Source organism: Pelomonas sp. CA6 (assembly GCF_022549225.1).
GTDB lineage: Bacteria > Pseudomonadota > Gammaproteobacteria > Burkholderiales > Burkholderiaceae_C > Roseateles.
In genome coordinates this window covers 73,754-96,191 of sequence record NZ_JAKZFD010000001.1, presented here as the reverse complement: position 1 = coordinate 96,191, position 22,438 = coordinate 73,754, and the positions used below count along the sequence as shown (strand labels likewise).

At 70.2% G+C, this 22,438-nt stretch carries 18 protein-coding genes and 1 other RNA gene; 7 read left to right on the top strand and 12 right to left on the bottom strand.

Features of this window, described 5'->3' with window-relative positions; all coding sequences use genetic code 11:
* Nucleotides 1–5: 5 nt before the first annotated feature.
* The 9 genes from mraY to LZ017_RS00410 form a co-directional block, all read right to left on the bottom strand.
* Nucleotides 6–1,187, bottom strand: a complete 1,182-nt coding sequence (gene mraY, locus LZ017_RS00450; RefSeq protein ID WP_241298077.1) for a phospho-N-acetylmuramoyl-pentapeptide-transferase — start codon at nucleotides 1,185–1,187, stop codon at nucleotides 6–8.
* A complete protein-coding gene (gene murF, locus LZ017_RS00445) occupies nucleotides 1,177–2,610 on the bottom strand; it encodes a UDP-N-acetylmuramoyl-tripeptide--D-alanyl-D-alanine ligase (RefSeq protein WP_241298677.1) in 1,434 nt (477 codons plus the stop codon). The genes mraY and murF overlap by 11 nt, the downstream gene beginning before the upstream one ends.
* A gap of 8 nt (nucleotides 2,611–2,618) precedes the next feature.
* Nucleotides 2,619–4,130, bottom strand: a complete 1,512-nt coding sequence (locus LZ017_RS00440; RefSeq protein ID WP_241298076.1) for a UDP-N-acetylmuramoyl-L-alanyl-D-glutamate--2,6-diaminopimelate ligase — start codon at nucleotides 4,128–4,130, stop codon at nucleotides 2,619–2,621.
* 13 nt (nucleotides 4,131–4,143) lie between these two features.
* Nucleotides 4,144–5,943, bottom strand: a complete 1,800-nt coding sequence (locus LZ017_RS00435) for a penicillin-binding protein 2 (RefSeq protein WP_241298075.1) — start codon at nucleotides 5,941–5,943, stop codon at nucleotides 4,144–4,146.
* Entirely contained in the window at nucleotides 5,940–6,227 is a 288-nt protein-coding gene (gene ftsL / locus LZ017_RS00430; RefSeq protein WP_241298074.1) for a cell division protein FtsL, read from the bottom strand. The genes LZ017_RS00435 and ftsL overlap by 4 nt, the downstream gene beginning before the upstream one ends.
* Nucleotides 6,224–7,237 carry a 16S rRNA (cytosine(1402)-N(4))-methyltransferase RsmH gene (gene rsmH, locus LZ017_RS00425; protein WP_241298073.1) on the bottom strand — a complete coding sequence of 338 codons (1,014 nt, stop codon included), beginning with the start codon at nucleotides 7,235–7,237 and terminating at the stop codon, nucleotides 6,224–6,226. Before rsmH ends, ftsL begins: the two co-directional genes overlap by 4 nt.
* The gene (gene mraZ / locus LZ017_RS00420) at nucleotides 7,237–7,665 is read right to left on the bottom strand and encodes a division/cell wall cluster transcriptional repressor MraZ (RefSeq protein WP_241298072.1); all 429 of its coding nucleotides are present in this window, start codon (nucleotides 7,663–7,665) and stop codon (nucleotides 7,237–7,239) included. Before mraZ ends, rsmH begins: the two co-directional genes overlap by 1 nt.
* Nucleotides 7,666–8,242: 577 nt before the next feature.
* Nucleotides 8,243–9,427, bottom strand: coding sequence for an epoxide hydrolase family protein (locus LZ017_RS00415; protein WP_241298071.1), 1,185 nt, complete (start codon nucleotides 9,425–9,427; stop codon nucleotides 8,243–8,245).
* A 141-nt stretch (nucleotides 9,428–9,568) separates the two neighbouring features.
* Nucleotides 9,569–10,090, bottom strand: a complete 522-nt coding sequence (locus LZ017_RS00410) for a DUF6265 family protein (protein WP_241298070.1) — start codon at nucleotides 10,088–10,090, stop codon at nucleotides 9,569–9,571.
* A gap of 105 nt (nucleotides 10,091–10,195) precedes the next feature.
* Between LZ017_RS00410 and LZ017_RS00405 the strand changes: the two genes are divergently transcribed.
* The 5 genes from LZ017_RS00405 to gtfA all read left to right on the top strand — a co-directional run bounded on the left by LZ017_RS00405 (nucleotide 10,196) and on the right by gtfA (nucleotide 17,696).
* Nucleotides 10,196–11,266 (top strand): LacI family DNA-binding transcriptional regulator, encoded by a 1,071-nt coding sequence (locus LZ017_RS00405; RefSeq protein WP_308194051.1) that lies wholly within the window; start codon nucleotides 10,196–10,198, stop codon nucleotides 11,264–11,266.
* Between the two features lie 283 nt (nucleotides 11,267–11,549).
* Nucleotides 11,550–13,865, top strand: a complete 2,316-nt coding sequence (locus LZ017_RS00400; protein ID WP_241298069.1) for a TonB-dependent receptor domain-containing protein — start codon at nucleotides 11,550–11,552, stop codon at nucleotides 13,863–13,865.
* A gap of 11 nt (nucleotides 13,866–13,876) precedes the next feature.
* Nucleotides 13,877–14,860, top strand: a complete 984-nt coding sequence (locus LZ017_RS00395) for a PfkB family carbohydrate kinase (RefSeq protein ID WP_241298068.1) — start codon at nucleotides 13,877–13,879, stop codon at nucleotides 14,858–14,860.
* On the top strand, nucleotides 14,857–16,167 hold the full coding sequence (locus tag LZ017_RS00390; RefSeq protein WP_241298067.1) for an MFS transporter: 1,311 nt from the start codon (nucleotides 14,857–14,859) through the stop codon (nucleotides 16,165–16,167). Before LZ017_RS00395 ends, LZ017_RS00390 begins: the two co-directional genes overlap by 4 nt.
* Nucleotides 16,164–17,696, top strand: coding sequence for a sucrose phosphorylase (gene gtfA, locus LZ017_RS00385; protein ID WP_241298066.1), 1,533 nt, complete (start codon nucleotides 16,164–16,166; stop codon nucleotides 17,694–17,696). Before LZ017_RS00390 ends, gtfA begins: the two co-directional genes overlap by 4 nt.
* Here gtfA and LZ017_RS00380 read toward each other — a convergent pair.
* Together LZ017_RS00380 and LZ017_RS00375 are read right to left on the bottom strand one after the other, a co-directional pair.
* Entirely contained in the window at nucleotides 17,657–18,619 is a 963-nt protein-coding gene (locus tag LZ017_RS00380) for a carbonic anhydrase (protein WP_241298065.1), read from the bottom strand. The genes gtfA and LZ017_RS00380 overlap by 40 nt on opposite strands.
* 83 nt (nucleotides 18,620–18,702) lie before the next feature.
* Nucleotides 18,703–19,920, bottom strand: coding sequence for a multidrug effflux MFS transporter (locus tag LZ017_RS00375; protein WP_241298064.1), 1,218 nt, complete (start codon nucleotides 19,918–19,920; stop codon nucleotides 18,703–18,705).
* Nucleotides 19,921–20,030: 110 nt separating this feature from the next.
* On the opposite strand from LZ017_RS00375, the gene LZ017_RS00370 reads away from it, so the two are divergent.
* Nucleotides 20,031–21,029 carry a Gfo/Idh/MocA family oxidoreductase gene (locus tag LZ017_RS00370; RefSeq protein WP_308194050.1) on the top strand — a complete coding sequence of 333 codons (999 nt, stop codon included), beginning with the start codon at nucleotides 20,031–20,033 and terminating at the stop codon, nucleotides 21,027–21,029.
* Here the strand turns inward: LZ017_RS00370 and rnpB are convergent.
* An RNA gene (gene rnpB, locus LZ017_RS00365) (RNase P RNA component class A) lies at nucleotides 21,024–21,364 on the bottom strand. The two genes, LZ017_RS00370 and rnpB, sit on opposite strands and share 6 nt — an antisense overlap.
* 147 nt (nucleotides 21,365–21,511) lie before the next feature.
* Between rnpB and cysK the strand changes: the two genes are divergently transcribed.
* Complete coding sequence (gene cysK / locus LZ017_RS00360) at nucleotides 21,512–22,429, top strand: cysteine synthase A (RefSeq protein WP_241298062.1); 918 nt, start codon at nucleotides 21,512–21,514, stop codon at nucleotides 22,427–22,429.
* Nucleotides 22,430–22,438: the final 9 nt, after the last annotated feature.

Sequence of the window (22,438 nt, the reverse complement as noted above, 5' to 3'; positions counted from 1 at the left end):
CGTCCTCAGCGCAGCTTCAGGCTGGCCAGGCCGATCAGGCACAGCAGCATGGTGATGATCCAGAAGCGCACGACCACCTGGGTCTCCTTCCAGCCCGATTTCTCGAAGTGGTGGTGCAGCGGCGCCATCTTGAAGATGCGCCGGCCCTCGCCGAACTTCTTCTTCGTGTACTTGAACCAGCTGACCTGCAGCATCACCGACAGCACCTCGGCGACGAAGACGCCGCCCATGATGCCCAGCACGATCTCCTGGCGCGTGATCACCGCCAGCGTGCCCAGCCCGCCGCCCAGCGCCAGCGCGCCGACGTCGCCCATGAAGACCTGGGCCGGATGGGTGTTGAACCACAGGAAGGCAAGACCTGCCCCCGCCATCGCGGCGCAGAAGATCAGCAGCTCGCCGCTGCCGGGGATGTAGGGGAAGAGCAGGTACTTGGAATAGACCGAGGAGCCGGTGACGTAGGCGAACACGCCCAGCGCCGAGCCCACCATCACCACCGGCATGATGGCCAGGCCGTCCAGCCCGTCGGTGAAGTTGACCGCATTGCTCGACCCGACGATGACGAAGTAGGACAGCGCGATGAAGCCGAACACGCCCAGCGGATAGCTGACCGTCTTGAAGAAGGGCACCATCAGGTCCGCCTTGGGCGGCAGGTCGGTGGAGAAGCCGCTGCGCACCCAGCGGAAGAACAGCTCCACCACGCCCAGGAAACTGGTCTCCGACACCGAGAAGGCCAGGTAGATCGCGGCGAGCAGGCCGATCAGCGACTGCCAGAAGAACTTCTCGCGGCTGCGCATGCCCTCGGGATCCTTGCGCACGACCTTGCGCCAGTCATCGACCCAGCCGATCGCGCCGAAGCCCATGGTGACCAGCATCACCACCCAGACGAAGCGGTTGCTCCAGTCGAACCACAGCAGCGTGGACACGCCGATGCCGATCAGGATCAGCACGCCGCCCATCGTGGGCGTGCCGCTCTTGGCCAGATGTTGCTGGACGCCGTACTGGCGGATGGGCTGGCCGATCTTCATCTCGGTCAGCCGGCGAATCACCCAGGGGCCGAAGGCCAGGCCGATCAGCAGCGCGGTCAGCGCCGCCATCACCGCACGGAAGGTGATGTAGTTGAAGACGCGCAGAAACCCCAGCTCGTTGGGGTACATCATCTGCAGCCACTGCGCCAGACTAAGCAGCATGCGCCGCTCCCGCCGCCTGCAGGGCGGCCACCACGTGTTCCATCTTCATGAATCTCGATCCCTTGACCAGGATGTTGCGCACCCGCGGCGCCGCGCCCAGCGCGGCGATCAGTTCGGGCACGGTGTCGAAGGCGCGCGCGCCCGGGCCATAGGCGGCCGCGGCCTCGCGCGCGGCGCTGCCGGCGGTCCACAGCGCGGCCAGGCCCTGGTCGGCGGCATAGGCGCCCACCTCGCGGTGGAACTCGGGGCCCTGGTCGCCGACCTCGCCCATGTCGCCCAACACCAGCCAGCTGTCGCCGGGCAGCTGGGCCAGCACGTCGATGGCGGCGCGCACGCTGTCGGGGTTGGCGTTGTAGCTGTCGTCGATCAGCGTGAGCTGCTTGCCGCCGAGCACCAGGGCCTGCAGCTGCGAGCGCCCCTTGACCGCGCGGAAGCTCTCCAGCCCGGCGCGTATCGCCGCCAGCGGCGCGCCGGCCGCCAGCGTGCAGGCCGCCGCGGCCAGCGCGTTGCGCACGTTGTGCTGGCCGGCCATGGCCAGCGCCACCGGCACCTGGCCGGCGGGCGTCATCAGCTCCAGCGCCCAATGCCCGGCGAGGCCGGCGCCCGCGCCGGCGTCCTCCGGCGGCGAGACCCAGTGGGCACGCCCCATCACGTCGGCCTGGCCTTGCAGCGCAAAGCTCAGGCAGGCACGGCTGCCGGCCTGTGCATGCCAGATCGGCGCGCAGGCGTCCTCGGCGGGAAACACGGCCACGCCGGCCGGGCCCAGGGCCTCGATCACCGCGCCGTTCTCGCGCGCCGCGGCCTCCACGCTGCCCAGATGCTCCTGGTGCTCGCGCTGCGCGTTGTTGACCAGGGCCACGCTGGGCCGCGCCATGGCCGCCAGCGGCGCGATTTCGCCGGGGTGGTTCATGCCCAGCTCGATCACCGCGGCGCGGTGCCAGCAGGCATCGTCCTGGCGCAGCCGTAGCAGGGTCAGCGGCACGCCGATGTCGTTGTTGAAGTTGCCCTCGGTGGCCAGCATGCCGGCCTCGCCCAGCCACGCGCGCAGGATGGCCGCCACCATCTGGGTGACGGTGGTCTTGCCGTTGCTGCCGGTCACCGCGATCACCGGCAGGTGCAGGCGCTCGCGCCAGGCGCCGGCCAGCAGCCCCAGCGCGGCCCGGGCGTCGGGCACCTCGATGCCGGGCAGGCCCGCGGCCGCCAGCCCGCGCTCGGCCAGCGCGGCGGCCGCGCCGGCGGCGCGCGCCTGCGCCAGAAAGTCGTTCGCGTCGAAACGTTCGCCGCGCAGCGCCACGAAGAGGTCGCCGGCGCGCAGCGTGCGCGTGTCGCTGTGCACGCGCAGCAGCGGCGTCGCGGCATCGCCCACCAGCAAGGCCTGCGGCAGCAGCGGCTGCAGCAGCGCGTGGGCTTCGCCCAGGGTCATCAGGCGGTTCACAGGCCGGCCCTCGCGATCAGCGCGCGGCGCGCGACTTCGACATCCGAGAAGGGCCGGCGCTCGCCGGCGATCTCCTGGTAGTCCTCGTGGCCCTTGCCGGCGATCAGCAGCACGTCGCGCGCATCGGCGGCGGCCGTGGCGGCCAGGATGGCCTGCTCGCGGTCGGCCTGCAGCGTGTGCGCGCGGCCGGTGGGCAGGCCGGCGGCGATGTCGGCGAGGATGCGTGCCGGGTCCTCGTGGCGCGGGTTGTCGCTGGTCAGCGTGATCGCGTCGGCCAGCCGCGCGGCGATCGCGCCCATCTGTGGCCGCTTGCCGGGGTCGCGGTTGCCGCCGCAGCCAAAGATGGCATGCAGACGGCCGCCACGCGCGCTGGCCAGCGGGCGCAGGGCCTGCAGGGCCTTCTCCAGCGCGTCCGGCGTGTGGGCATAGTCCACCACCAGCTGGGGCAGCTCGCGGCCATTGCCCACGCGCTGCATGCGCCCGGGCACCGGCGTCACCTGCGCGGCCACGCGCGCGGCATCCGCCAGCGCATGGCCCAGCGCGCGCAGCGCGGCGATCACGCCCAGCAGGTTGGCGACGTTGTATTCGCCGATCAGCCCGGTCTGCAGCGGCAGGCGCTGCTCGCCCTCCTTCAGCGTGAAGGCCAGGCCCTGCGCCTCGTGGCGCAAGTCCAGCGCGGCCAGGCGCACGTCGTCGCGGCCCAGGCCATAGGTCCACAGGTCCAGCGCCGTGTCATGGCCCAGCTCGGCCGCCAGCTCGGCGCCCTTGGCGTCGTCGACGTTGATCACCGCCGCCTGCAGCCCCGGCCAGGTGAAGAGCTTGCGCTTGGCCGCCCAGTAGGCCTCCATGCTGCCGTGGTAGTCCAGGTGGTCCTGCGTGAAGTTGGTGAACAGCGCGACCTTGACGCGCGTGCCGGCCAGGCGGTGCTCCTCCACGCCGATGGACGAGGCCTCGATGGCGCAGGCGGCATAGCCCTGGTCGGCCATGTGGCGGAAGGCCTCCTGCAGGCGCACCGGATCGGGCGTGGTCAGCCCGGTGGATTCGATGGGCGCCGATTCACCCTGGCCAGGCAGCGGCGGCTGGCCCACGCCCAGCGTGCCGACAATGCCGCAGCGCGCGCCGAGCAGGCTCAGCGACTGCGCCACCCACCAGGTGCTGGAGGTCTTGCCATTGGTGCCGGTGACGGCCACCACGTCCAGCCGCTCGGACGGCTGGCCGTAGAAGGCCGCGGCGATGCGGCCGCAGGCCGCCTTCAGATCGGTCAGCGCGGCCACGCGCGCGTCGACGAAGCCATAGGCGTCCACGCCCTGGTCCTCGACCAGGCAGGTGGCCGCGCCGCCGGCCAGCGCGGCGGCGACGAACTGGCGGGCGTCCTTGGCATAGCCGGGCCAGGCGATGAAGGCATCGCCGGGCCCGATGCTGCGGCTGTCGGTGCACAGGCGGCCGCTGGGCGTCCATTCAAGGAGCCAGCGCGCCGCGGCGTCGGGGGATTTGAGGCGGGTCAGCATGGGTTGCCCTGCATCAGAAGCTTTCGTCCACGGCCTGAACCTTCTGGTTGGCCACGATCAGCGGTTTGACCTCCAGGTCCGGCTGCACGCCCAGCAGGCGCAAGCTCTGCGCCACGACCTGGCTGAACACCGGACCGGCGACCGCGCCGCCGAAATACACGCCGTTCTTGGGCTCGTCCACCATCACCGCGACCACGATGCGCGGGTTGGAGATGGGCGCGATGCCCACGAACCAGGACCGGTATTTGTTGCCCGCGTAGCCCTTGCCCTCTTGCTTGTGGGCGGTGCCGGACTTGCCGCCGACGCTGTAGCCGCTGACCATGGCCATGGGCGCGGTGCCGCCGGGCGCGGCGGCCATCTGCAGCATCTCGCGCACCTGACGCGCGGTGTTGGGCGAAAACACGCGCACGCCGTGCACCGGCAGCGGCTCCTGCACCTTCATCAGGGACACGGGAATGATCTCGCCATCGCGCGCGAACACGGTGTAGGCGCGCGCCAGCTGCAGCAGCGAGGCAGACAGGCCATAGCCGTAGCTCATGGTCGCCTGCTCGATGGGGCGCCAGCTCTTCCAGGGCCGCAGCTTGCCGGTGACGGCGCCGGGGAAGTGGATCTGCGGCCGCTGCCCCAGGCCGATCGCGGTGAACAGCTCATGCATCTCGCGCGGCTGCATCTGCATGGCCATGCGCACGGTGCCGATGTTGCTGGACTTCTGGATCACCTGCGTCACGGTGAGGTCGCCATGCGGGTGAGCGTCGGTGGGCGACCAGCCGCTGATGACGACACTGCGCGGCGAGGTGTTCAGCACGGTGTCGGGCCGGACCCGCCCGGTCTCCAACGCCTGCCCGGTGATGAAGGGCTTCATCGTCGAGCCGGGCTCGAAGACGTCGGTCAGCGCGCGGTTGCGCAGCTGCTCGCCGGAGAGGTTCTGGCGGTTCGCCGGGTCGTAGCTGGGGAAGTTGGCCAGCGCCAGCAGCTCGCCGCTCTGCACGTCCAGCACCACCACCGAGCCGGCGCGGGCGCGGTGTTCGGCGACCGCGTCGCGGATGCGCTGGTAGGCGAAGAACTGCACCTTGGCGTCGATCGACAGCTGGATGTCGCGGCCGTTGAGCGGCGGCACGCGCTCACCCATGTCCTCGACGACGCGGCCCAGGCGGTCGCGCACCACCGCGCGCGAGCCGTCGCGGCCCTGCAGGTCTTTCTGGAACGCGAGCTCGATGCCTTCCTGGCCCTGCTCCTCGATGTTGGTGAAACCGACGATGTGGGCCGCGGCCTCGCCCTCGGGGTACTGGCGCTTGTATTCGCGGTCCTGGAACACGCCCTTGAGGTTGAGCGCCTTGATCTTGGCCGCGGTCTGGTCGTCGGCCTGGCGGCGCAGAAAGACGAAGCGGTTGGACGGATCCAACCGGCGCTCCAGTTCGGCCACCGGCAGCCCCAGCGCCTTCGCCAGCTCGCGGCGCTTGTCGGGGTCGGTGTCGACCTCCTTGGGGAAGGCCCAGATCGACGGCACCGCCACGCTGGCGGCCAGCACCTGGCCGTTGCGGTCGTTGATGCGGCCGCGGCTGGCCGGCAGCTCCAGCTTGTGGGCATAGCGGGCCTCGCCCTGGCGCTGGAAAAAGTCCTCGCCGATCAGCTGCACGTAGGCGGCGCGGCCCAGCAGGCCGGCGAAGCTCAGGCCCACCAGCGCGACCAGAAAGCGCGAACGCCAGGGCGGCGTCTTGGACGCCAGCAGCGGGCTGGTGGAATAGCGCACGCTGCGCGCCACATTGCGCGCGGCGCGCGGTTGGCCGCCTTCCTTGCCTCGACCCAGCTTCATGGCGCGGTCCCCGGTGCGGAGGCCGCGCTGTCCAGGGTCTGCGTGATCTCGGGCGTGATCGCGCGCATCTTCAGCCGCTCGCGCGCCACCTGCTCCACGCGCAGATTGGTGGCCTGGGCATGGCGCTCGGCCAGCAGGCGCTGGTGGTCGGCCTCCAGCCGGCGCGCCTCGGTCTGCGCGCGGTCCAGTTCGGTGAACAGGCGCCGCGCGTCATACGAGGTCTTGACGAGATACAGCCCCGAGCCCAGCACGGCGATCAGCAACAGCAGGTTCAGGCGGCTCATCGCGCCGGCCTCCTGGCGCCGCGCGCCAGCTTGCCGGACGGCGCCACCTCCGCCACATAGGGCGCGTCGGTGCGCTCGGCCACGCGCAGGATGGCGGAGCGCGCGCGCGGATTGGCCTTCACCTCGGCCTCGCTGGGCTTGATGCGCGCGACGGCGCGCAGCGGCAGCGGCTTGGGCGCGGCGAAGGGCGCGCGACGATCCACCTCTTCCCGGCTGTGGGCCGCGATGAAATTCTTCACGATGCGGTCTTCCAGCGAATGGAAGCTGATCACCGCCAGCCGACCGCCGGGCGCGAGCAGCGCCAGCGCTGCCTTCAGCCCCTGCTGCAGCTCTTCAAGCTCGGCGTTGACGAATATCCGTAGAGCCTGAAATGTGCGCGTTGCAGGATCCTGGCCCGGTTCGCGGGTTTTGACCGCACCAGCCACGACTTGGGAAAGCTCGGCGGTGCTTCGTACAGGACGCCCGCTTTCCCGGCGAGCAACAAGCGCCTTTGCAATCGGCAGAGCAAACCGTTCTTCCCCATAGTCGCGTATCACCGTGGCGATCTGGCTCACGTCGGCGTGAGCCAGGAAGTCCGCGGCGCTTTCGCCGCGGGTCGTATCCATGCGCATGTCCAGCGGCCCGTCGAAACGGAAGCTGAACCCGCGCTCCGGGTTGTCGATCTGGGGGCTGGAGACACCCAGATCCAGCATCAGGCCGTCGATCCGGGTCACCTCCAGCGCGGCCAGTTGGGCCGCCAGGTCGGCGAAAGGTGCATGGCAGATAGAGAAACGCGGGTCCTCGACCCGCGTCTGCCCTTGTGTGGCGGCCGCGATGGCCTCGGGATCGCGATCGATCGCGATCAGCCTGCCGTGTGGTGACAGCCGCGACAGCAGCAGCCGGGAATGGCCGCCGCGCCCGAAGGTGCCATCCACATAGACGCCATCGGGACGCGTCAGCACGCCATCCACGGTCTCGTGCAGCAGCACCGTGGTGTGCGTGAAGGGGACGGGGGACTGCGGCGCGCTCATCAGAAGCTGAAATCCTTGAGGGCGTCCGGCAGCTCGGACTGCATCACCTGGGCCTCGTGGGCCGCATAGGCGGCCGCATCCCAGAGCTCGAAATGGCTGCCCATGCCCAGCAGCATCACGTCCTTCTGCAGCCCGGCCGCGGCGCGCAGCTCGGGTGCCACCAGCACGCGGGCGGCCGAGTCGATCTCCACGTCCTGGGCATTGCCCAGGAAGACACGCTTCCAGCCGGCGGCCGACATCGGCAGCGCGGCGACACGGTCACGGAACTGTTCCCAGGCCGGACGGGGGAACACCATCAGGCAGCCCTCGGGGTGCTTGGTGAGCGTCAGCTGCCCGCCGCACAGGGCCTGCAGGACCTCGCGATGTCGCGTGGGGACGCTCAAGCGCCCCTTGGCGTCCAACGCCAAGGCACTTGCCCCTTGAAACACGACATTCGCCACAATGCCCCACGAAATTCCACTTTCCACCACTTTAATGGCGAGCTGCACACAGGTCAAGGAAAACCGAAAGATTTCTCAATGAAATCAAGCACTTAGACGCTTATTCTGAGAAATTGGAAAGATAAAAGTCCTTCTAAATGAAGCACTTGGGGAGGTGTGTGCAAGTGCTGCGTGAACTCCCACGGAACTTGTGCGAACAGCGCAAATCGGGCCGCAGATCGCGCTTGTTGAGCGCGCAGGCGCGCCGATAGTGGGACGGACGGACCGTTTGATGTCGGCCAAATGGCGGGCTAATGTCCGCTCGACGGCAGCCGGCCACCGCAGGGCCGTGTCCGACACCCAAGCGGCATGGCTCGCGGTCGGTGAGGGAACTCTATGCCCCAGAGAGCTCCGGGGTCACGAGGTCGGCGAGCGGCTGATGACGTGAATCGCCGGTCATGCCATCGAGAAGGAATGCACCCACCTGGACTGGACCTCCGACGACGGCGACCCCGGCGCGGCCCGTTTCCATCGCAAACTGGACGCCCTGCATGCCGGCAGAAGCGGACACACCGCGGCCCGCCCGCTAGCGCAGGGGCCGAAAGAACCGGCGCACGTCCTCGATCAGCAGGTCCGGCACCTCCAGCGCCGCGAAGTGGCCGCCGCGATCGAACTCCGACCAGTGCACGATGGCATTGGCCTGCTCGGCATAGCGGCGGATCGAGATGTCCTCTGCAAACACCGCCACGCCGGTGGGCACCGAGGAGGGCTTCGGCCAGACGCCGGCATGCTTGTCTTCGTAGTAGATGCTGGCCGACGACCCGGCGGTCTCGGTCAGCCAGTACAGCATCACATTGGTCAGCAGACGGTCCCGGTCCACCGCGTCTTCGGGAACCTCTGAACCGTGCGTCCAGGCCTGGAACTTCTCAATGATCCAGGCCAGTTGCCCGACCGGCGAGTCGTTGAGCGCATAGGCCAGGGTCTGCGGGCGGGTGGACTGCAGCTGCGCGTAGCCGAATTCCTCATCCATGAAAGCCTGGATACGCTGCACGCGCCGGCGCTCGGATTCGCTGAGTTCGGCCAGTTCAGCCTCGGAAAGAGGCGGAAACGGCATGAAGCCGATGCTTGCCGCGTTGACGTGGACGCCGACGACACCGTCCGGTTCGACGCGCCCCAAGGCCGGAGAAATGATGGCCCCGAGGTCACCGCCTTGCGCCCCATAACGCGCATAGCCGAGCCGGCGCATCAGTTCGGCCCAGGCGGTGGCAACGCGATGCGCCGTCCAACCGGCTTCGCGGGTCGGCCCCGACAGACCGAAGCCCGGAATGGACGGGATCACCAGATGGAAGGCATCGCCCGCCGCCGCGCCGTGCGCGCGTGGATCGCTGAGCGGGCCGATGAGGTCCAGAAACTCCACGATGGAGCCCGGCCAGCCGTGCGTGAGGATCAGCGGCAAAGCCCCCGGCTCGGGCGAACGGACATGGAGGAAATGCAGGCGCTGCCCTTCAATGACCGTGGTGAACTGGGGCCAACGGTTGAGCTCGGCCTCATGGCGACGCCAGTCGTAGCGGCACCGCCAGTGTTCGGCCAGGTCGCGCAGATAGGCCAGCGGAACCCCGCGGCGCCAGCCCTGCCCCGGGATCTCGCTCGGCCAGCGGGTGCGGGCCAGGCGCTGGGACAGATCCTCGAGCCGCCACGGCTCGACCTCGAGACGGAAGGGCCGGATGGCCTCCTCGCCGCCGGACGGGACATGCGGTGCTGAACTCGCCATGATCGGTCTCCCGGGCCCTGGGCCTCTTGCTGCGCGTGAAGTCTTCAATCTGGACCATCGACCGCGCTTTTTCCAGCGCGAATGCAGGCGCAGCTTGCGGCGCCTGGCGCCATGGGCCCCTGGGCAATCGGCGTGCCCGAATCAGCGCTCCGCGCCCTCTCCGTCGCCGCAGGCCACCCGCAGCATGGGGAATTCCAGCTGCCGGGGCCGCCCGTCGACGCGACCCTCGAGGCGGGCGCGCAGATGCACCGGCGCCTCGTAGCGGTAGACCACGCGCTGCGGGAAGTCGTGCGCCGGGTTCTCGAACACCGCCTCGGTGCTGCTGAGGCTGCGCAGCGCAAAGGCGGTGGCGGGCCGGCCCAGGGGCTGGGCAAAGTAGCTCAGCGATCCGCCCTCGCCATCCGGCGCGATGCGCATGAACTCGAAGCTGCGCACGCGGCCCTGGCTCAGCGTGCGGCTCATGCCCAGCATCACGCCGCCGGCCGGGACCATCCATTGCTCGCCGGAGCCGGGTTCGCCGTCCTCGGCGGCCCAGCAGCCCGCCAGCCAGACGAGCCGGTCCAGCTCGGGCTGCGCGGGGGCGGCGGTGCCGGCCGCGGCGGCCTGCAGGCCCAGCATCAACGCCAGAACGGCGCGCGGCGAACGGTGACGGGCCTGGCTCATGGTGTTTCCTCGTTCATGCCAATTCCACGGGGCCGCATGCTCGCACGACCACGGCGGGCCGGGGGCGCGGATCGCAGCGCTCGCGCCACAGCGGACAATGCCGCCATGTCTTCCGCCGCCCCCACCCCACCCTCCCGCCTGCCGCCGCCCGGCCAGCCGGCGGCCACGCCCGCGAGCAAGCGCCTGCAGATGGCCGACATCGCCCGCCTGGCCGGCGTGTCGGTGTCCACGGTGTCGCGGGCGCTGGCGGGCAGCCCGCTGGTGAATGCCGAAACGCGGGCGCGCGTGGCCGAACTGGCGCGCTCGCTGAACTACTCGATCAACCTGGGCGCGCAGAACCTGCGCCTGCAGAAGAACCGCACGGTCGCGGTCGTGATCCCGTACGAGCGGGGTTCGCGGCAGCATGTGTCCGATCCCTTCTTCCTGTCGCTGGTCGGCAGCCTGGCGGACGCGCTGACCGAGCGCGGCCACGACATGCTGCTGTCGCGTGTGGACGCGGCCCGGCTGGAGGAGGCCGCGGCGCTGCACGACTCGGGCCGGGCCGCCGGGCTGATCATCATCGGCCAGTGGCATCACCACGACCGGCTCAACGCGCTGGCGGCGCGCGGACTGCCGCTGGTGGTGTGGGGCGGACAACTGCCGCAGCAGCTGTACTGCAGCGTCGGCGGCGACAACCTGCTGGGCGGGCGCCTGGCCACCGAACACCTGATCGCGCGCGGCGCCCGGCGCATCGGCTTTATCGGCGACGCCAGCCTGCCCGAGGTCTGGCTGCGCCGCGAAGGCCATTGGCAGGCCCTGCAGGCTGCGGGACTGCCCGCCGACCCGGCGCTGGAACTGGCCGCCCCCTTCGAGACCAACGCGGCGCGCCAGAGCGTGCAGGACTGGCTGCGGGCGCATCCAGAGCTGGACGGAATCTTCGCCTGCTCTGACCTGCTGGCCATCCAGGCGCTGCAATGCCTGCGCCAGGCGGGGCGCCGCATCCCCCAGGAGCTGCGCGTGGTGGGCTACGACGACCTGTCGCTGGCCAGCTACTGCGAACCGCCGCTGAGCACCGTGCACCAGCCGGTGCTGGAGGCCGGCGCCGCCCTGGTCCAGGCCCTGATGGACCAGCTGGATGGGCACCCCAGCGCCGCGCGCACCCTGCCCGTCCATCTGGTGCAGCGCGCCAGCAGCTGAAGCGTCACGGTCGCCCGCGCGATCAACTGCAAGCGTTTGCATACACAGCCGACGCCATCCTGACAAGGGCGCCCGAATCGCCGCTCTGTCGAAGATGCGGTGCTTTTCCACAATTTCCCGAGCGCATCCACCACCCCTTGGTTTTCCCGCAATTGCAATCGATTGCAATACGTTCGAACAACGCCCACAATGCGGACAAGGCGGGTCTCGCGCTCCAATTCCCGGCGCGGGCCCTCCATTCAAAACGGCGGGACCACCGCCGATGCCCAACCAGGAGACATCCATGCCCCGCAGCCTTCCCGCGGTCCGCCTGTCGCGCGCACCGTCCTCCCGCTTCCACCCCCGGCCCCGCCTGCTGGTCGCCAGCCTGGCGCTCGCCGGCCTCGCCGCCCAGGCGCAGACCGCCTCCGCCGACGCCGCCAAGGAAGAGAGCAAGGACGGCCTGAAGCTGGAGCAGGTGGTCGTCACCGGCACCTCGACGGCGCGCAGCAAGATGCAGCAGTCGGTCTCGGTGTCGACCATGGACGGCGAGACGCTGCAGAAGCACACCCCCGGCAACGCGGCCGAGGCGCTGCGCTTCGTGCCGGGCGTGCGCGCCGAATCCAGCGGCGGCGAAGGCAATGCCAACATCACCGTGCGCGGCGTGCCCATTTCCGCCGGCGGCTCGCGCTATGTGCAGCTGCAGGAAGACGGGCTGCCCATCCTGCTGGTGGGCGACATCTCCTTCGCCACCGCGGACCAGTTCCTGCGCGCCGACAATTTCCTCTCCAACGTCGAGGTGGTGCGGGGCGGTTCGGCCTCCACGCTGGCGACCAACTCGCCCGGCGGCATCATCAACTTCGTGAGCAAGACCGGCAAGCAGGGCGGCGGCTCGCTGGGCTACAGCCTGGGGCTGGATCATCGCCAGAACCGCCTGGACTTCGACTGGGGCGGGCGCGTCGGTGACGGCCTCTATGTCCAGCTGGGCGGCTTCCAGCGCGTCGGCGAGGGCACGCGCCACACCGACGTCAACGTCGAGCACGGCGGCCAGATCCGCGCCAGCATCACCAAGGAATTCAGCAACGGCTATGTGCGCCTGAACCTGAAGAACCTGGACGACCGCACCCCCACCTACCTGCCCGTGCCGGTGCAGCTCAATGGCAGCAAGATCAGCGCGCTGCCGGGCGTGGACCCGCGCACCGCCTTCTTCATCAACAGCAACTTCGGCAACGACACGGTGGTCGACCGCAACGGCCAGCGCAGCGCCACCAACCCGGCCGACGGCCTGCATGTGAAGAACCGCTCCATCGGCCTCGAAGCCCAGTTCAAGCTCGCCGGCGACCTGACCGTCACCGAACGCTTCCGCACCAGCGACATCTCGGGCCGCTTCCTGGGCGTGTTCCCGTCCGGCAGCCGTCCCGCCGGCTCGCCGTCGACGACCAACTACTTCTCCGCCCACATCTTCAACAGCACGCTGGACGACATGGGCAACAGCTTCAACGACCTGCGCCTGCAGAAGCAGCTGCAGCTGGCCGGCGGCTCCAAGCTGACGCTGACCGGCGGCCTGTTCACCGGCACCCAGAACGTCGGCCAGACCTGGTACTGGAACCGCTACAACATCGAGCTGACCGGCAATGGCGCCCGCCTGCTGGACAACAACGGCGCGCCGACCACCCAGCCGGTCGGCGATGCCACCACCACGTGGGGCGGTTGCTGCTATCGCTCGCTGGACGTGCGGCTGAGCGCCACCGCGCCCTATGCCGCGCTGACCTGGGACCAGGGCCCGCTGAGCCTGGACGCCAGCGTGCGCCATGACAAGCTGCGCGCCAGCGGCACCCAGATCTTCGGCAAGGCGGCCGGCTGGGACGAGAGCACGCGCAACAAGATCAGCTACGACACCGGGGCGACCAGCTATTCCGTGGGCGCCAACTATGCGCTGGACCGCGACACCGCCGCCTTCGGCCGCGTCAGCCATGGCGTGTCCTGGGCCTCGCCCGACCGCGTGGTCTGGGACACCGCGGTGGCCACCGGCGCCCGGCCCTATCCCATCAACGAAACCGACCAGATGGAAGCCGGCCTGAAGCTGCGCCGCGGCGCCCTGTCCAGCTTCTTCACGCTCTTCCACGCCAAGACCAAGGAAGACGGCGGCTTCGAAGTCACCTCGCAGCGCTACCTGAAGGACAGCTACAAGGCCAGCGGCCTGGAGGCCGAGCTGGCCTGGAGCGCGGGCGACTTCCGCCTCGCCGGCGGCGCCACCTACACCCATGCCCGCGTCAGCGCCACCGGCAAGAAGCCGCGCCGCCAGGCCGACCTGGTCGTGCAGCTCAGCCCCAGCATGCAATTCGGCGCGCTGGAAGTGGGCGCCAGCGTGGTCGCGACGACCAAGAGCTATGCCGACAACGACAACACCGTCGTGCTGCCGGCCTATGCGGTGGTGAACGCCTTCGCCAGCTATGAGTTCGGCCAGGGCCTGAGCCTGAACCTGGGCGTCAACAACCTGTTCAACAGCATCGGCTACACCGAGGCCGAAGGGCAGAACAACCTGGGCAACAACCCCATCTACGTGGCGCGCTCCATCAACGGCCGCAGCGTCAAGGCCCAGCTGAAGTACAGCTTCTGAGACCTCGCACGATGAGCAAGGCCGCAAGCCCGCTGCTGGTGGGCGAGATCCTGGTCGACGAGTTCGGCGACCAGGGCCTGCCGGGCGGCGCGCCCTTCAACGTCGCGCGCAGCCTGGCGGCGCTGGGCCAGCCGCCGCGCCTGGTCACCCGGCTGGGCGAGGACGGGCACGGCGAGCGCCTCGTCCGCGAGCTGCAGGCCTTCGGCCTGCCGCCGCTGGGCGTGCAGCGCGACGGGCGGCATGCCAGCGGCCGGGTCAGCGTCGTCGAGGATGCGCCCGGCCAGCACCGTTTCGTGATCCACGGCGACGCCGCCTGGGACCATGTGCAAAGCGGGCCGGCCCTCGCCGCGCTGCGCGCGGCGCCGACCCCGCTGTTCTACTTCGGCACGCTGGCGCAACGCGGCGAGGGTACGCGCCGGACCGTCCAGGCGCTGCTGGATGCGCTGCCAACGGACTGCCTGCGCTACCTGGACCTGAATCTGCGCGACGGCCTGCCACAGCGCGAACTCGCGCAGCTGAACCTGCCGCGCACCGACTGGCTGAAGATCAACGAGGACGAGCTGCAGCGGCTGCTGCGCTGGTTCGTTCCAGGTCTTGCCCCGGGTGACGCCGACCTTGCCGCCCGGCCGCTGGCGGCGCTGCAGCCCGCATTGGGCGCGCTGATGGCGCGCTTCGACCTGAAGCGCGTGATCCTCACGCTGGGCACGCGCGGCTATGCCTGCTTCGACGCGCCGGGGCGGCTGGTGGCGCAGGGCGGCGGGCAGGCGGTGGCGGTGGTGGACACCGTGGGCGCCGGCGACGGCTTCAGCGCCATGCTGCTGGCGGCCCATCTGCGTGGCTGGCCCATCGCGCCCGCGTTGGCGCTGGCCAACCGCTACGCCGCCGCGCTGTGCGGCCAACGCGGCCCGGTGCCGGCCGCGGATTCCGGCTTCTTCGCCCACTGGCGCGAGACACTGGACGCCGGACCCGCCGCAACGCAGGAGACCGCCGCATGAAACCCCGCCTGAGCTTCTGGCAGATCCTGAACATGAATGTCGGCTTCTTCGGCATCCAGTTCAGCTTTGGCCTGCAGCAGAGCAACATGAGCCCGATCTACGCCTACCTGGGCGCGGACGAAGCCAGCCTGCCGCTGCTGTGGCTGGCCGGCCCCATGACCGGCTTGCTGGTGCAGCCGGTGGTCGGCGCGCTGAGCGACCGCAGTACCTCGCCGCGCGGCCGGCGCACGCCCTTCTTCCTGATCGGCGCGCTGATCTGCAGCCTGGGCCTGCTGGCCATGCCCATGAGCCCGACGCTGTGGTTCGCCGCCGCGCTGCTGTGGATCCTCGACGCGGCCAACAACGTCACGATGGAGCCCTACCGTGCCTATGTGTCGGACCGGCTCAACCCCGACCAGCACGCCGCCGGCTTCCTGACGCAGAGCGCCTTCACCGGCCTGGCCCAGACCCTTGCCTACCTGGCGCCCTCGGTCCTGGTCTGGCTGGGCATGAGCCGCGACGCGCTCAACGAGAGCCACATCCCGCAGGTCACCGCGGTGGCCTTCATGATGGGCGCGCTGCTGTCCTTCAGCACGGTCTGGTGGTCGGTGCGCCGGGTGCCCGAGCTGCCCTTGAGCGATGACGAACGGCGTCAGATCGAGGCCCGCCCGCGCGGCGTCGCGGCCACGCTGGACGAGATCGTGCAGGCCTTGCGCGAGATGCCGCGCACCATGCGCCAGCTCTGGTGGATGAAGCTGTGTCAGTGGTACGCGATGATGTGCTACTGGATCTACATCGTGCCGGCGCTGGCGCGCACGCTGTTCCACACCGCCGACCCGCAGTCGGCCGGCTTCCGCGAAGCGGGTCTGCTCAACGGCCAGCTGGGCGGCTTCTACAACGCGGTGGCCTTTGTCGCCGCCTTCGCGATGCTGCCGCTGACGCGCCGCCTGGGCGCCAAGTGGACGCATGCGCTGTGCCTGACGCTGGCCGGCGTGGGCATGTGGGTGCTGCCGTCCATCCAGGACCGCGCCCTGCTCTTCCTGCCCATGCTGGGCATCGGCCTGGCCTGGGCCTCCATCATGGGCAATCCCTATGTGCTGCTCGCCGGCAGCATTCCGCCCGAGCGCGCCGGGGTCTACATGGGCATCTTCAACATGTTCATCGTGATCCCCATGCTGATCCAGATGCTGACGCTGCCGCTGATCTACCAGCCGCTGCTGGGCGGCCACCCCGACCACGTGATCCGCCTCGCCGGCGCGCTGATGCTGCTGGCGGCGCTGGCGGTGCTGCGCGTGCAGACCGGCGCGACGCGCCCTCCCTCGCCATGAAAAACCAAGTCCAACTGATCACCTATGTCGACCGTCTGGGCGGCGGCGGCCTGCGCGAACTGCATGCCCTGCTGGGGCGCGACGGGCCGCTGGCCGGCCTGTTCGGCGGCGTCCATCTGCTGCCCTTCTTCCATCCCATCGACGGCGCCGATGCCGGCTTCGACCCGATCGACCACACCCTGGTCGACCCGCGCCTGGGCGACTGGCTGGACCTCAAGACCCTGGCCTCCGAACTGCCGGTGATGGCCGATGTGATCGTCAACCACATGTCGGCCGACTCGCCGCAGTTCCAGCACTATTCGGCGCATGGCGAGAACTCGCCCTACGCCGGGCTGTTCCTGACCTTGGACGCCGTCTTCCCGCAAGGCGCGACGGAGCGCGACCTGCTCGCGATCTACCGCCCCCGTCCCGGGCTGCCGCTGAGCTGCACGACGCTGAAGAACGGGCAGAAGAAGATCCTCTGGACCACCTTCACGCCGCAGCAGCTGGACATCGACGTCCACCACGCGCAGGGCCGCGCCTATCTCGCGGGCATCCTGAAGCGCTTCGCCGACAGCGGCATCACGATGATCCGGCTGGACGCCGCGGGCTACGCCGTCAAGAAGGCGGGCGCGAGCTGCTTCATGATGCCGGAGACCTTCGATTTCATCGCCGCGTTCACGGCGCAGGCGCATACGCTGGGCATGGAGGTGCTGGTCGAGATCCACAGCTATTACCAGCGCCAGATCGAGATCGCGCGCCAGGTGGACTGGGTCTACGACTTCGCGCTGCCACCGCTGGCGCTGCATGCGCTGTTCAATGGCACGGCGGGGCCGCTGAAGGCCTGGATCGCGCAGCGCCCGGTCAACGCGCTGACCGTGCTGGACACGCACGACGGCATCGGCATCATCGACATCGGCGCGGACGCCAGCGACCGCGAGCGCTGCCCGGGGCTGGTGGCGCCGGCGGAGCTGGATGCGCTGGTCGAGCGCATCCACGCCAACAGCGGCGGGCAGAGCCGGCGCGCCACCGGCGCCGCGGCGTCCAACCTGGACCTCTACCAGGTCAACTGCAGCTTCTTCGACGCGCTGGGCGGCGACGAAACCGCCTACCTGATCGCGCGCGCGCTGCAGTTCTTCCTGCCCGGCGTGCCCCAGGTCTATTACGTGGGCCTGCTGGCTGGCGCCAACGACATGGAACTGCTGGCCCACAGCGGCGTGGGCCGCGACATCAACCGCCACCGCTACGCCCCCGACGAGATCCATGCGCAGTTGCAGCGCCCGGTCGTGCAGGCGCTGTGCGCGCTGATCCGGCTGCGCAACCAGCACCCCGCGTTCAGCGGCCGCTTCGACTGCCCGCCGCGCCCCGGGCACCAGCTGGCCCTGCACTGGGACCACGAGGGCCAGCGCCTGGAACTGGAGATCGACTTCGCCGCACCCGCCGCCGTGCTGCGCGCCAGCGCGGCCGAGGGCGAAGCTCAGGTGCTGACACTGGACGCGCGTTCGGCGCCTCAGCTGGACTCTTTGATCAGGCGGTCGCCGGCTGGCTGAGGCGGGCGCGCATTCATCGGGTGGAAGCGGCGGAAGATCTCCAGCTGCGGCGATGAGATCGGCACCGGCTGGCGCAGCACCAGCCACAGAACGCCCTCGGTGCAAGGTGGCGTGCTCAGCGAGCCCATGTAGCTGAAGTAGGCGCGGTCGGCGGGCAGGAAGTCCAGCGGATCCAGCGCCTGCGCCGGCGTGTAGGCCTCGCCGCGCTCCAGCGGCAGATGGTTCAGCACCGTCTGCACGGCGGGCTGCGGCGCGGGCGCCATGCCGCGGTCCAGCAGCACCTCCAGCACCGCGTGGCGGCCCTCGGCGTCCTTGTGCAGCAGCTGCACCGACATGTCGAAGCTGCGCCCCGCGATGCGCGACTCGGCCGGCGCGCGGAACACCAGGCGCTGCAGCTCGAAGCGCCGGCCCATCACCTGCAGCGCATTGCCCGGCGCCACCGTCAGCTGGATGGCGCGGCCGTTGTCCTGCACCGTGAAGGCGCCGGCGCGGTAGTCCAGGCGCAGCGGCTCCTGCTCCACACGCACGGTGTCGCGCAGGTCCACGGGGCTCTGGCGCAGGCCGGCGGCGCAGAGCCGGTTCTCGGGCGCCAGCCGGGCCCAGTGCTCGGGCGCGCCGTCGCCCTCATAGCCCCAGGGCGCTGGCGCTGGGGGCGCCGCGGGCTTGGCCGGCTTCGCCGCGCCCCGGGCGGCCGCCGAGCCACGGCGCGACGGCTCGGCCGCGGCGCCCGAGGCCGCCTTGTCCGGGCGCCGCGGGCCGCTGAGCTTGAGCGTGGCCGCGTCGTCCTTGAGCCGGTCGGCCAGGCGCTCGCGCAGCGCGCTGGGCGCGGCGTCGCTGGCACGCTCCTCGGCCGCCAGCCCCAGGCAGGGCAGCAGCAGCACGGCGGCGAACAGACGGGTCAGGGGCAGGCGGGTTCGGGACATGGGCGGCTCCACGGCGGGGCGGCGGCAGACGCCGCGCCCCTACTGCGCAATGTCGGCCGTTCGGGGCCGAATCTTGAGTGCCCTCAGGCGTGCAGCAGGCCGACCTCGCGCTTGACCCACAGCCAGGACAGCAGGCCGATGCACATCATGCCCGCCGAGGCCAGCGCCAGGCTCAGCGTGGAATGCATCACCAGCGGCACCAGCAGGCCGGCCACCAGGCCGTTGGCCGCGCTGCCGATGCAGGCCTGCAGCGACGAGGCCATGCCGCGCCGGTCCGGCGCCTGGTCCAGCACCATCAGCGTCACCACCGGCACCATCAGCGCCCAGCCGAACGCGAAGGTGCCGATCAGCGGGAAGGACCACCAGGCGGCGGGCTCGAGCAGCGCGCTGCACACGATGTTGGCCACCGAGGTCAGCACCATGATCACGAAGCCGCGGCGGATTTGCTGCTTGGGCTTGATGCGCCCGGCCAGGCGGCCGCTGAGCCAGGCGCCGGCCATGATGCCGCCGATGGTGAAGCAGAAGAAGATGAAGAAGCGCGACGGCGCCATGCCCAGGTGCTCGCCAAGGAAGACCGGGGCGGACAGCACGTAGAGGAACATGCCGTTGAACGGAATGCCGCTGGCCAGCGCGAGCAGGATGAAGCGATGGCTGGTCACCAGCTCGCGGTAGCCGCGCATCAGATGGCCGACGTGGAAGGGCTGGCGGTGATCCTCGTGCAAGGTCTCGGGCAGCAGGCGCCAGTTGGCCACCAGCAGCAGCGCGCCGACGCCGACCAGGAACCAGAAGATGGAGTGCCAGTCGGCGTGCTCGAACAGAAAGCCGCCGATCATCGGCGCGATCGCCGGCGCCAGGCCGAAGAAGATGGTCACCTGCGACATCACCCGCTGCGCCTCGGACGGCGGGAACATGTCGCGGATGATGGCGCGCGAGACGACCACGCCCGCGCCCGCCGACAAGCCCTGCACCGTGCGCCAGAACACCAGCTGGCCGATGCTGCCGGCCAGCGCGCAGCCCAGCGACGCGAGGGTGAACATGGCCATGCCCCACAGCACGACGGGGCGGCGGCCGAAACTGTCCGACAGCGCTCCGTGGAACAGGTTCATCAGCGCGAAGCCGAGCAGGTAGCCCGACAAGGTCTGCTGCATCTGCACCGGGCTCGCGTCGAGCGCGCGCGCAATGCCGGCGAAGGCGGGCAGGTAGGTGTCGATCGAGAACGGGCCCACCGTGGCCAGCGCGGCCAGCAGGATGGACAGCGCCCAGCGCGGCGCACGCCACAGCGTGGCGGCGTTTGGATTCATGCTCATTTCGTGCGTAGTGCGCCCGTTACAGAGAGGCGGGCATAGGCGTGGAGCGGCAGTGTAGCGGCGGGGCCTAAACTGCGCCGTTTTGCCGTCGAGGAGCCACAGCGGTGCCGGGACTTTTGAACATCGGGGTGATCGGATTGGGCGTCATGGGTCAGCGCATGCTGGCCCGCCTGGCGGCGCATGCCCGTCTGCGACCGCTGATGGTTTGGGATGCCGATCCCCAGGTGCTGGCCCAGACGGTGGCGCGCCATCCCCATCTGCGCCCGGCGACCAGCGCCGACGCGCTGATCCGCAGCAGCGAGCTGCGCGGCATCTACATCGCGACGCCGCCGCAGGCCCACATCCCGCTGACCGAGGCGGCGCTGGACGCGGGCCTGGCCGTGCTGTGCGAAAAGCCGTTGTCCACCGACACCGACGCGGCGCGCGCCTGCATCGCGCGCATCGAGCGCGAGCGGCGGCGCGCGGCGGTGAACTTCTCGCTCGCCGCGTCGGCGGGGCTGTCGGTGCTGCAGCAGACCTTCGGCATTGCGTCGCGGCGGCCGCTGGGCGCGCTGCGCTCGGTGGAGCTGGAGCTGAGCTTCGCGGCCTGGCCGCGGCCCTGGCAGGCCGACGCCGGCGCCTGGCTCAGCGGGCGGCTGGAGGGCGGCTTCACGCGCGAGGTGATCTCGCACTTCATCTTCGTGCTGCAGCGCGTGCTGGGCCCGGCCCACCTGCTGCGCTCCACGGTCCGCTATCCGGTCGACGGCCTGGGCGCCGAGACCGCGCTGGACGCCGAGCTGCTCGCGGCCGGCGTGCCGGTGCGCCTGCGCGCCTCGGTGGGCGGCGTGCCCGGCGCTCCGGCCGACCACAACCGCATGCTGTGGCGGGCCAGCGAGGGCGAGATTGAGCTGAGCGAATGGTTCGGCCGCATCGTGCAGCGCGACGGCACACAGGAGCGCGTGCTGGGCAGCCCGGAGCAGCACCATGTCAGCGGCACGGTCGATCTGCTGCTGCACTGGATGGCGATGATCGAGGGCCATTCGCACAGCCTGCCCGGCTTCGCCGAGGCGCTGGCCGTGCAGCAGACCATCGAGGCCCTGCTGGCCGGCGCCGATAAAGAGTGAAGCAAGCCGATAGGCCGGATTCTGTGCGGCCCGGACCCCTTGCGGGGCCCGGGCCGTGACCGCCATTCCTCTGGGCCGGACATCGCTGCCCGGCTCAATGCCACCTACCCGCCAGCTCTGCGAGCCGCATCATCGCTGGCCTACTTGGTGTTGCTGCGCGTAGAGATTGCCCGTTTCACCCGCCGCGGACCTGGGGCCCGCGGCGACTCGTCTCTGTTGCTCTGATCCTCGGCTCACGCCGGACAGCCGTTGGCTGCTACGCCGCTCTATGCAGTCCGGACCTTCCTCCAGTGCGGTGTTTCCACGCTTGCACCAGCGGCGGTCTGGCTTGCTTCACGGGCCGCATTATCCAACATCACGGACGCGGGAACCGGGCGACGCCCTTGCCCGCGCGGCATAAGCATCTGACCATTCGATCTATGCCCCAGGTCCGATTCCGTCCAGCAGCGGGGCTAGCATTCGCGCACAAGGAGAACCTCCCCATGAGAGCCGACAACGTCCTCGCCACCATCGGCGGCACCCCCCACATCCGCATCAACCGCCTGTTCGGTCCGCAGGCCCAGGTCTGGGTCAAGTCCGAGCGCAGCAATCCGGGCGGCTCGATCAAGGACCGCATCGCGCTGTCCATGGTCGAGGACGCCGAGGCCCGCGGCCTGCTCAAGCCGGGCGGCACCATCGTCGAACCGACCTCGGGCAACACCGGCGTCGGCCTGGCCATGGTGGCGGCCGTGAAGGGCTACCGGCTGATCCTGGTGATGCCCGACAGCATGTCCGTCGAGCGCCGCCGCCTGATGCTGGCCTATGGCGCGCAGTTCGACCTCACGCCGCGCGAGAAGGGCATGAAAGGCGCGATCGCACGCGCCGAGGAGATCGCCGCGCAGACGCCCGGCGCCTGGATCCCGCAGCAGTTCGAGAACGAGGCCAACATCGCCGTGCACGTGCGCAGCACGGCGCAGGAGATCCTGGCCGACTTCCCCGAGGGCTTGGACGCGCTGATCACCGGCGTGGGCACCGGCGGCCACCTCAGCGGCTGCGCGCAGGTGCTGAAGAAGGCCTGGCCGAATCTGAAGGTCTATGCGGTGGAGCCCAAGGCCTCGCCGGTCATCAGCGGCGGCCAGCCCAGCCCGCATCCGATCCAGGGCATCGGCGCGGGCTTCGTGCCCAAAAACCTGAAGACCGAGCTGCTGGACGGCGTGCTGCAGGTCGATGCCGAGGACGCGCGCGAATACGCGCGCCGCAGCGCGCGCGAGGAAGGCCTGCTGGTGGGCATCTCCAGCGGCGCCACGCTGGCCGCGATCGCCGCCAAGCTGCCCGAGCTGGGCGCCGGCGCGCGCGTGCTGGGCTTCAACTACGACACCGGCGAGCGCTACCTGTCGGTCGAGGGCTTCCTGCCCGCCTGAGCGACCGCG

Coding starts and splice junctions, on each gene's coding strand:
- murF (WP_241298677.1), bottom strand. CDS start 2,610: ATGACCCTGGGCGAAGCCCACGCGCTGCTGCAGCCGCTGCTGCCGCAG.
- mraY (WP_241298077.1), bottom strand. CDS start 1,187: ATGCTGCTTAGTCTGGCGCAGTGGCTGCAGATGATGTACCCCAACGAG.
- LZ017_RS00440 (WP_241298076.1), bottom strand. CDS start 4,130: ATGCTGACCCGCCTCAAATCCCCCGACGCCGCGGCGCGCTGGCTCCTT.
- ftsL (WP_241298074.1), bottom strand. CDS start 6,227: ATGAGCCGCCTGAACCTGCTGTTGCTGATCGCCGTGCTGGGCTCGGGG.
- LZ017_RS00435 (WP_241298075.1), bottom strand. CDS start 5,943: ATGAAGCTGGGTCGAGGCAAGGAAGGCGGCCAACCGCGCGCCGCGCGC.
- cysK (WP_241298062.1), top strand. CDS start 21,512: ATGAGAGCCGACAACGTCCTCGCCACCATCGGCGGCACCCCCCACATC.
- rsmH (WP_241298073.1), bottom strand. CDS start 7,237: ATGAGCGCGCCGCAGTCCCCCGTCCCCTTCACGCACACCACGGTGCTG.
- LZ017_RS00380 (WP_241298065.1), bottom strand. CDS start 18,619: ATGTCCCGAACCCGCCTGCCCCTGACCCGTCTGTTCGCCGCCGTGCTG.
- gtfA (WP_241298066.1), top strand. CDS start 16,164: ATGAAAAACCAAGTCCAACTGATCACCTATGTCGACCGTCTGGGCGGC.
- LZ017_RS00390 (WP_241298067.1), top strand. CDS start 14,857: ATGAAACCCCGCCTGAGCTTCTGGCAGATCCTGAACATGAATGTCGGC.
- LZ017_RS00410 (WP_241298070.1), bottom strand. CDS start 10,090: ATGAGCCAGGCCCGTCACCGTTCGCCGCGCGCCGTTCTGGCGTTGATG.
- LZ017_RS00375 (WP_241298064.1), bottom strand. CDS start 19,920: ATGAATCCAAACGCCGCCACGCTGTGGCGTGCGCCGCGCTGGGCGCTG.
- LZ017_RS00405 (WP_308194051.1), top strand. CDS start 10,196: ATGTCTTCCGCCGCCCCCACCCCACCCTCCCGCCTGCCGCCGCCCGGC.
- LZ017_RS00395 (WP_241298068.1), top strand. CDS start 13,877: ATGAGCAAGGCCGCAAGCCCGCTGCTGGTGGGCGAGATCCTGGTCGAC.
- LZ017_RS00415 (WP_241298071.1), bottom strand. CDS start 9,427: ATGGCGAGTTCAGCACCGCATGTCCCGTCCGGCGGCGAGGAGGCCATC.
- LZ017_RS00400 (WP_241298069.1), top strand. CDS start 11,550: ATGCCCCGCAGCCTTCCCGCGGTCCGCCTGTCGCGCGCACCGTCCTCC.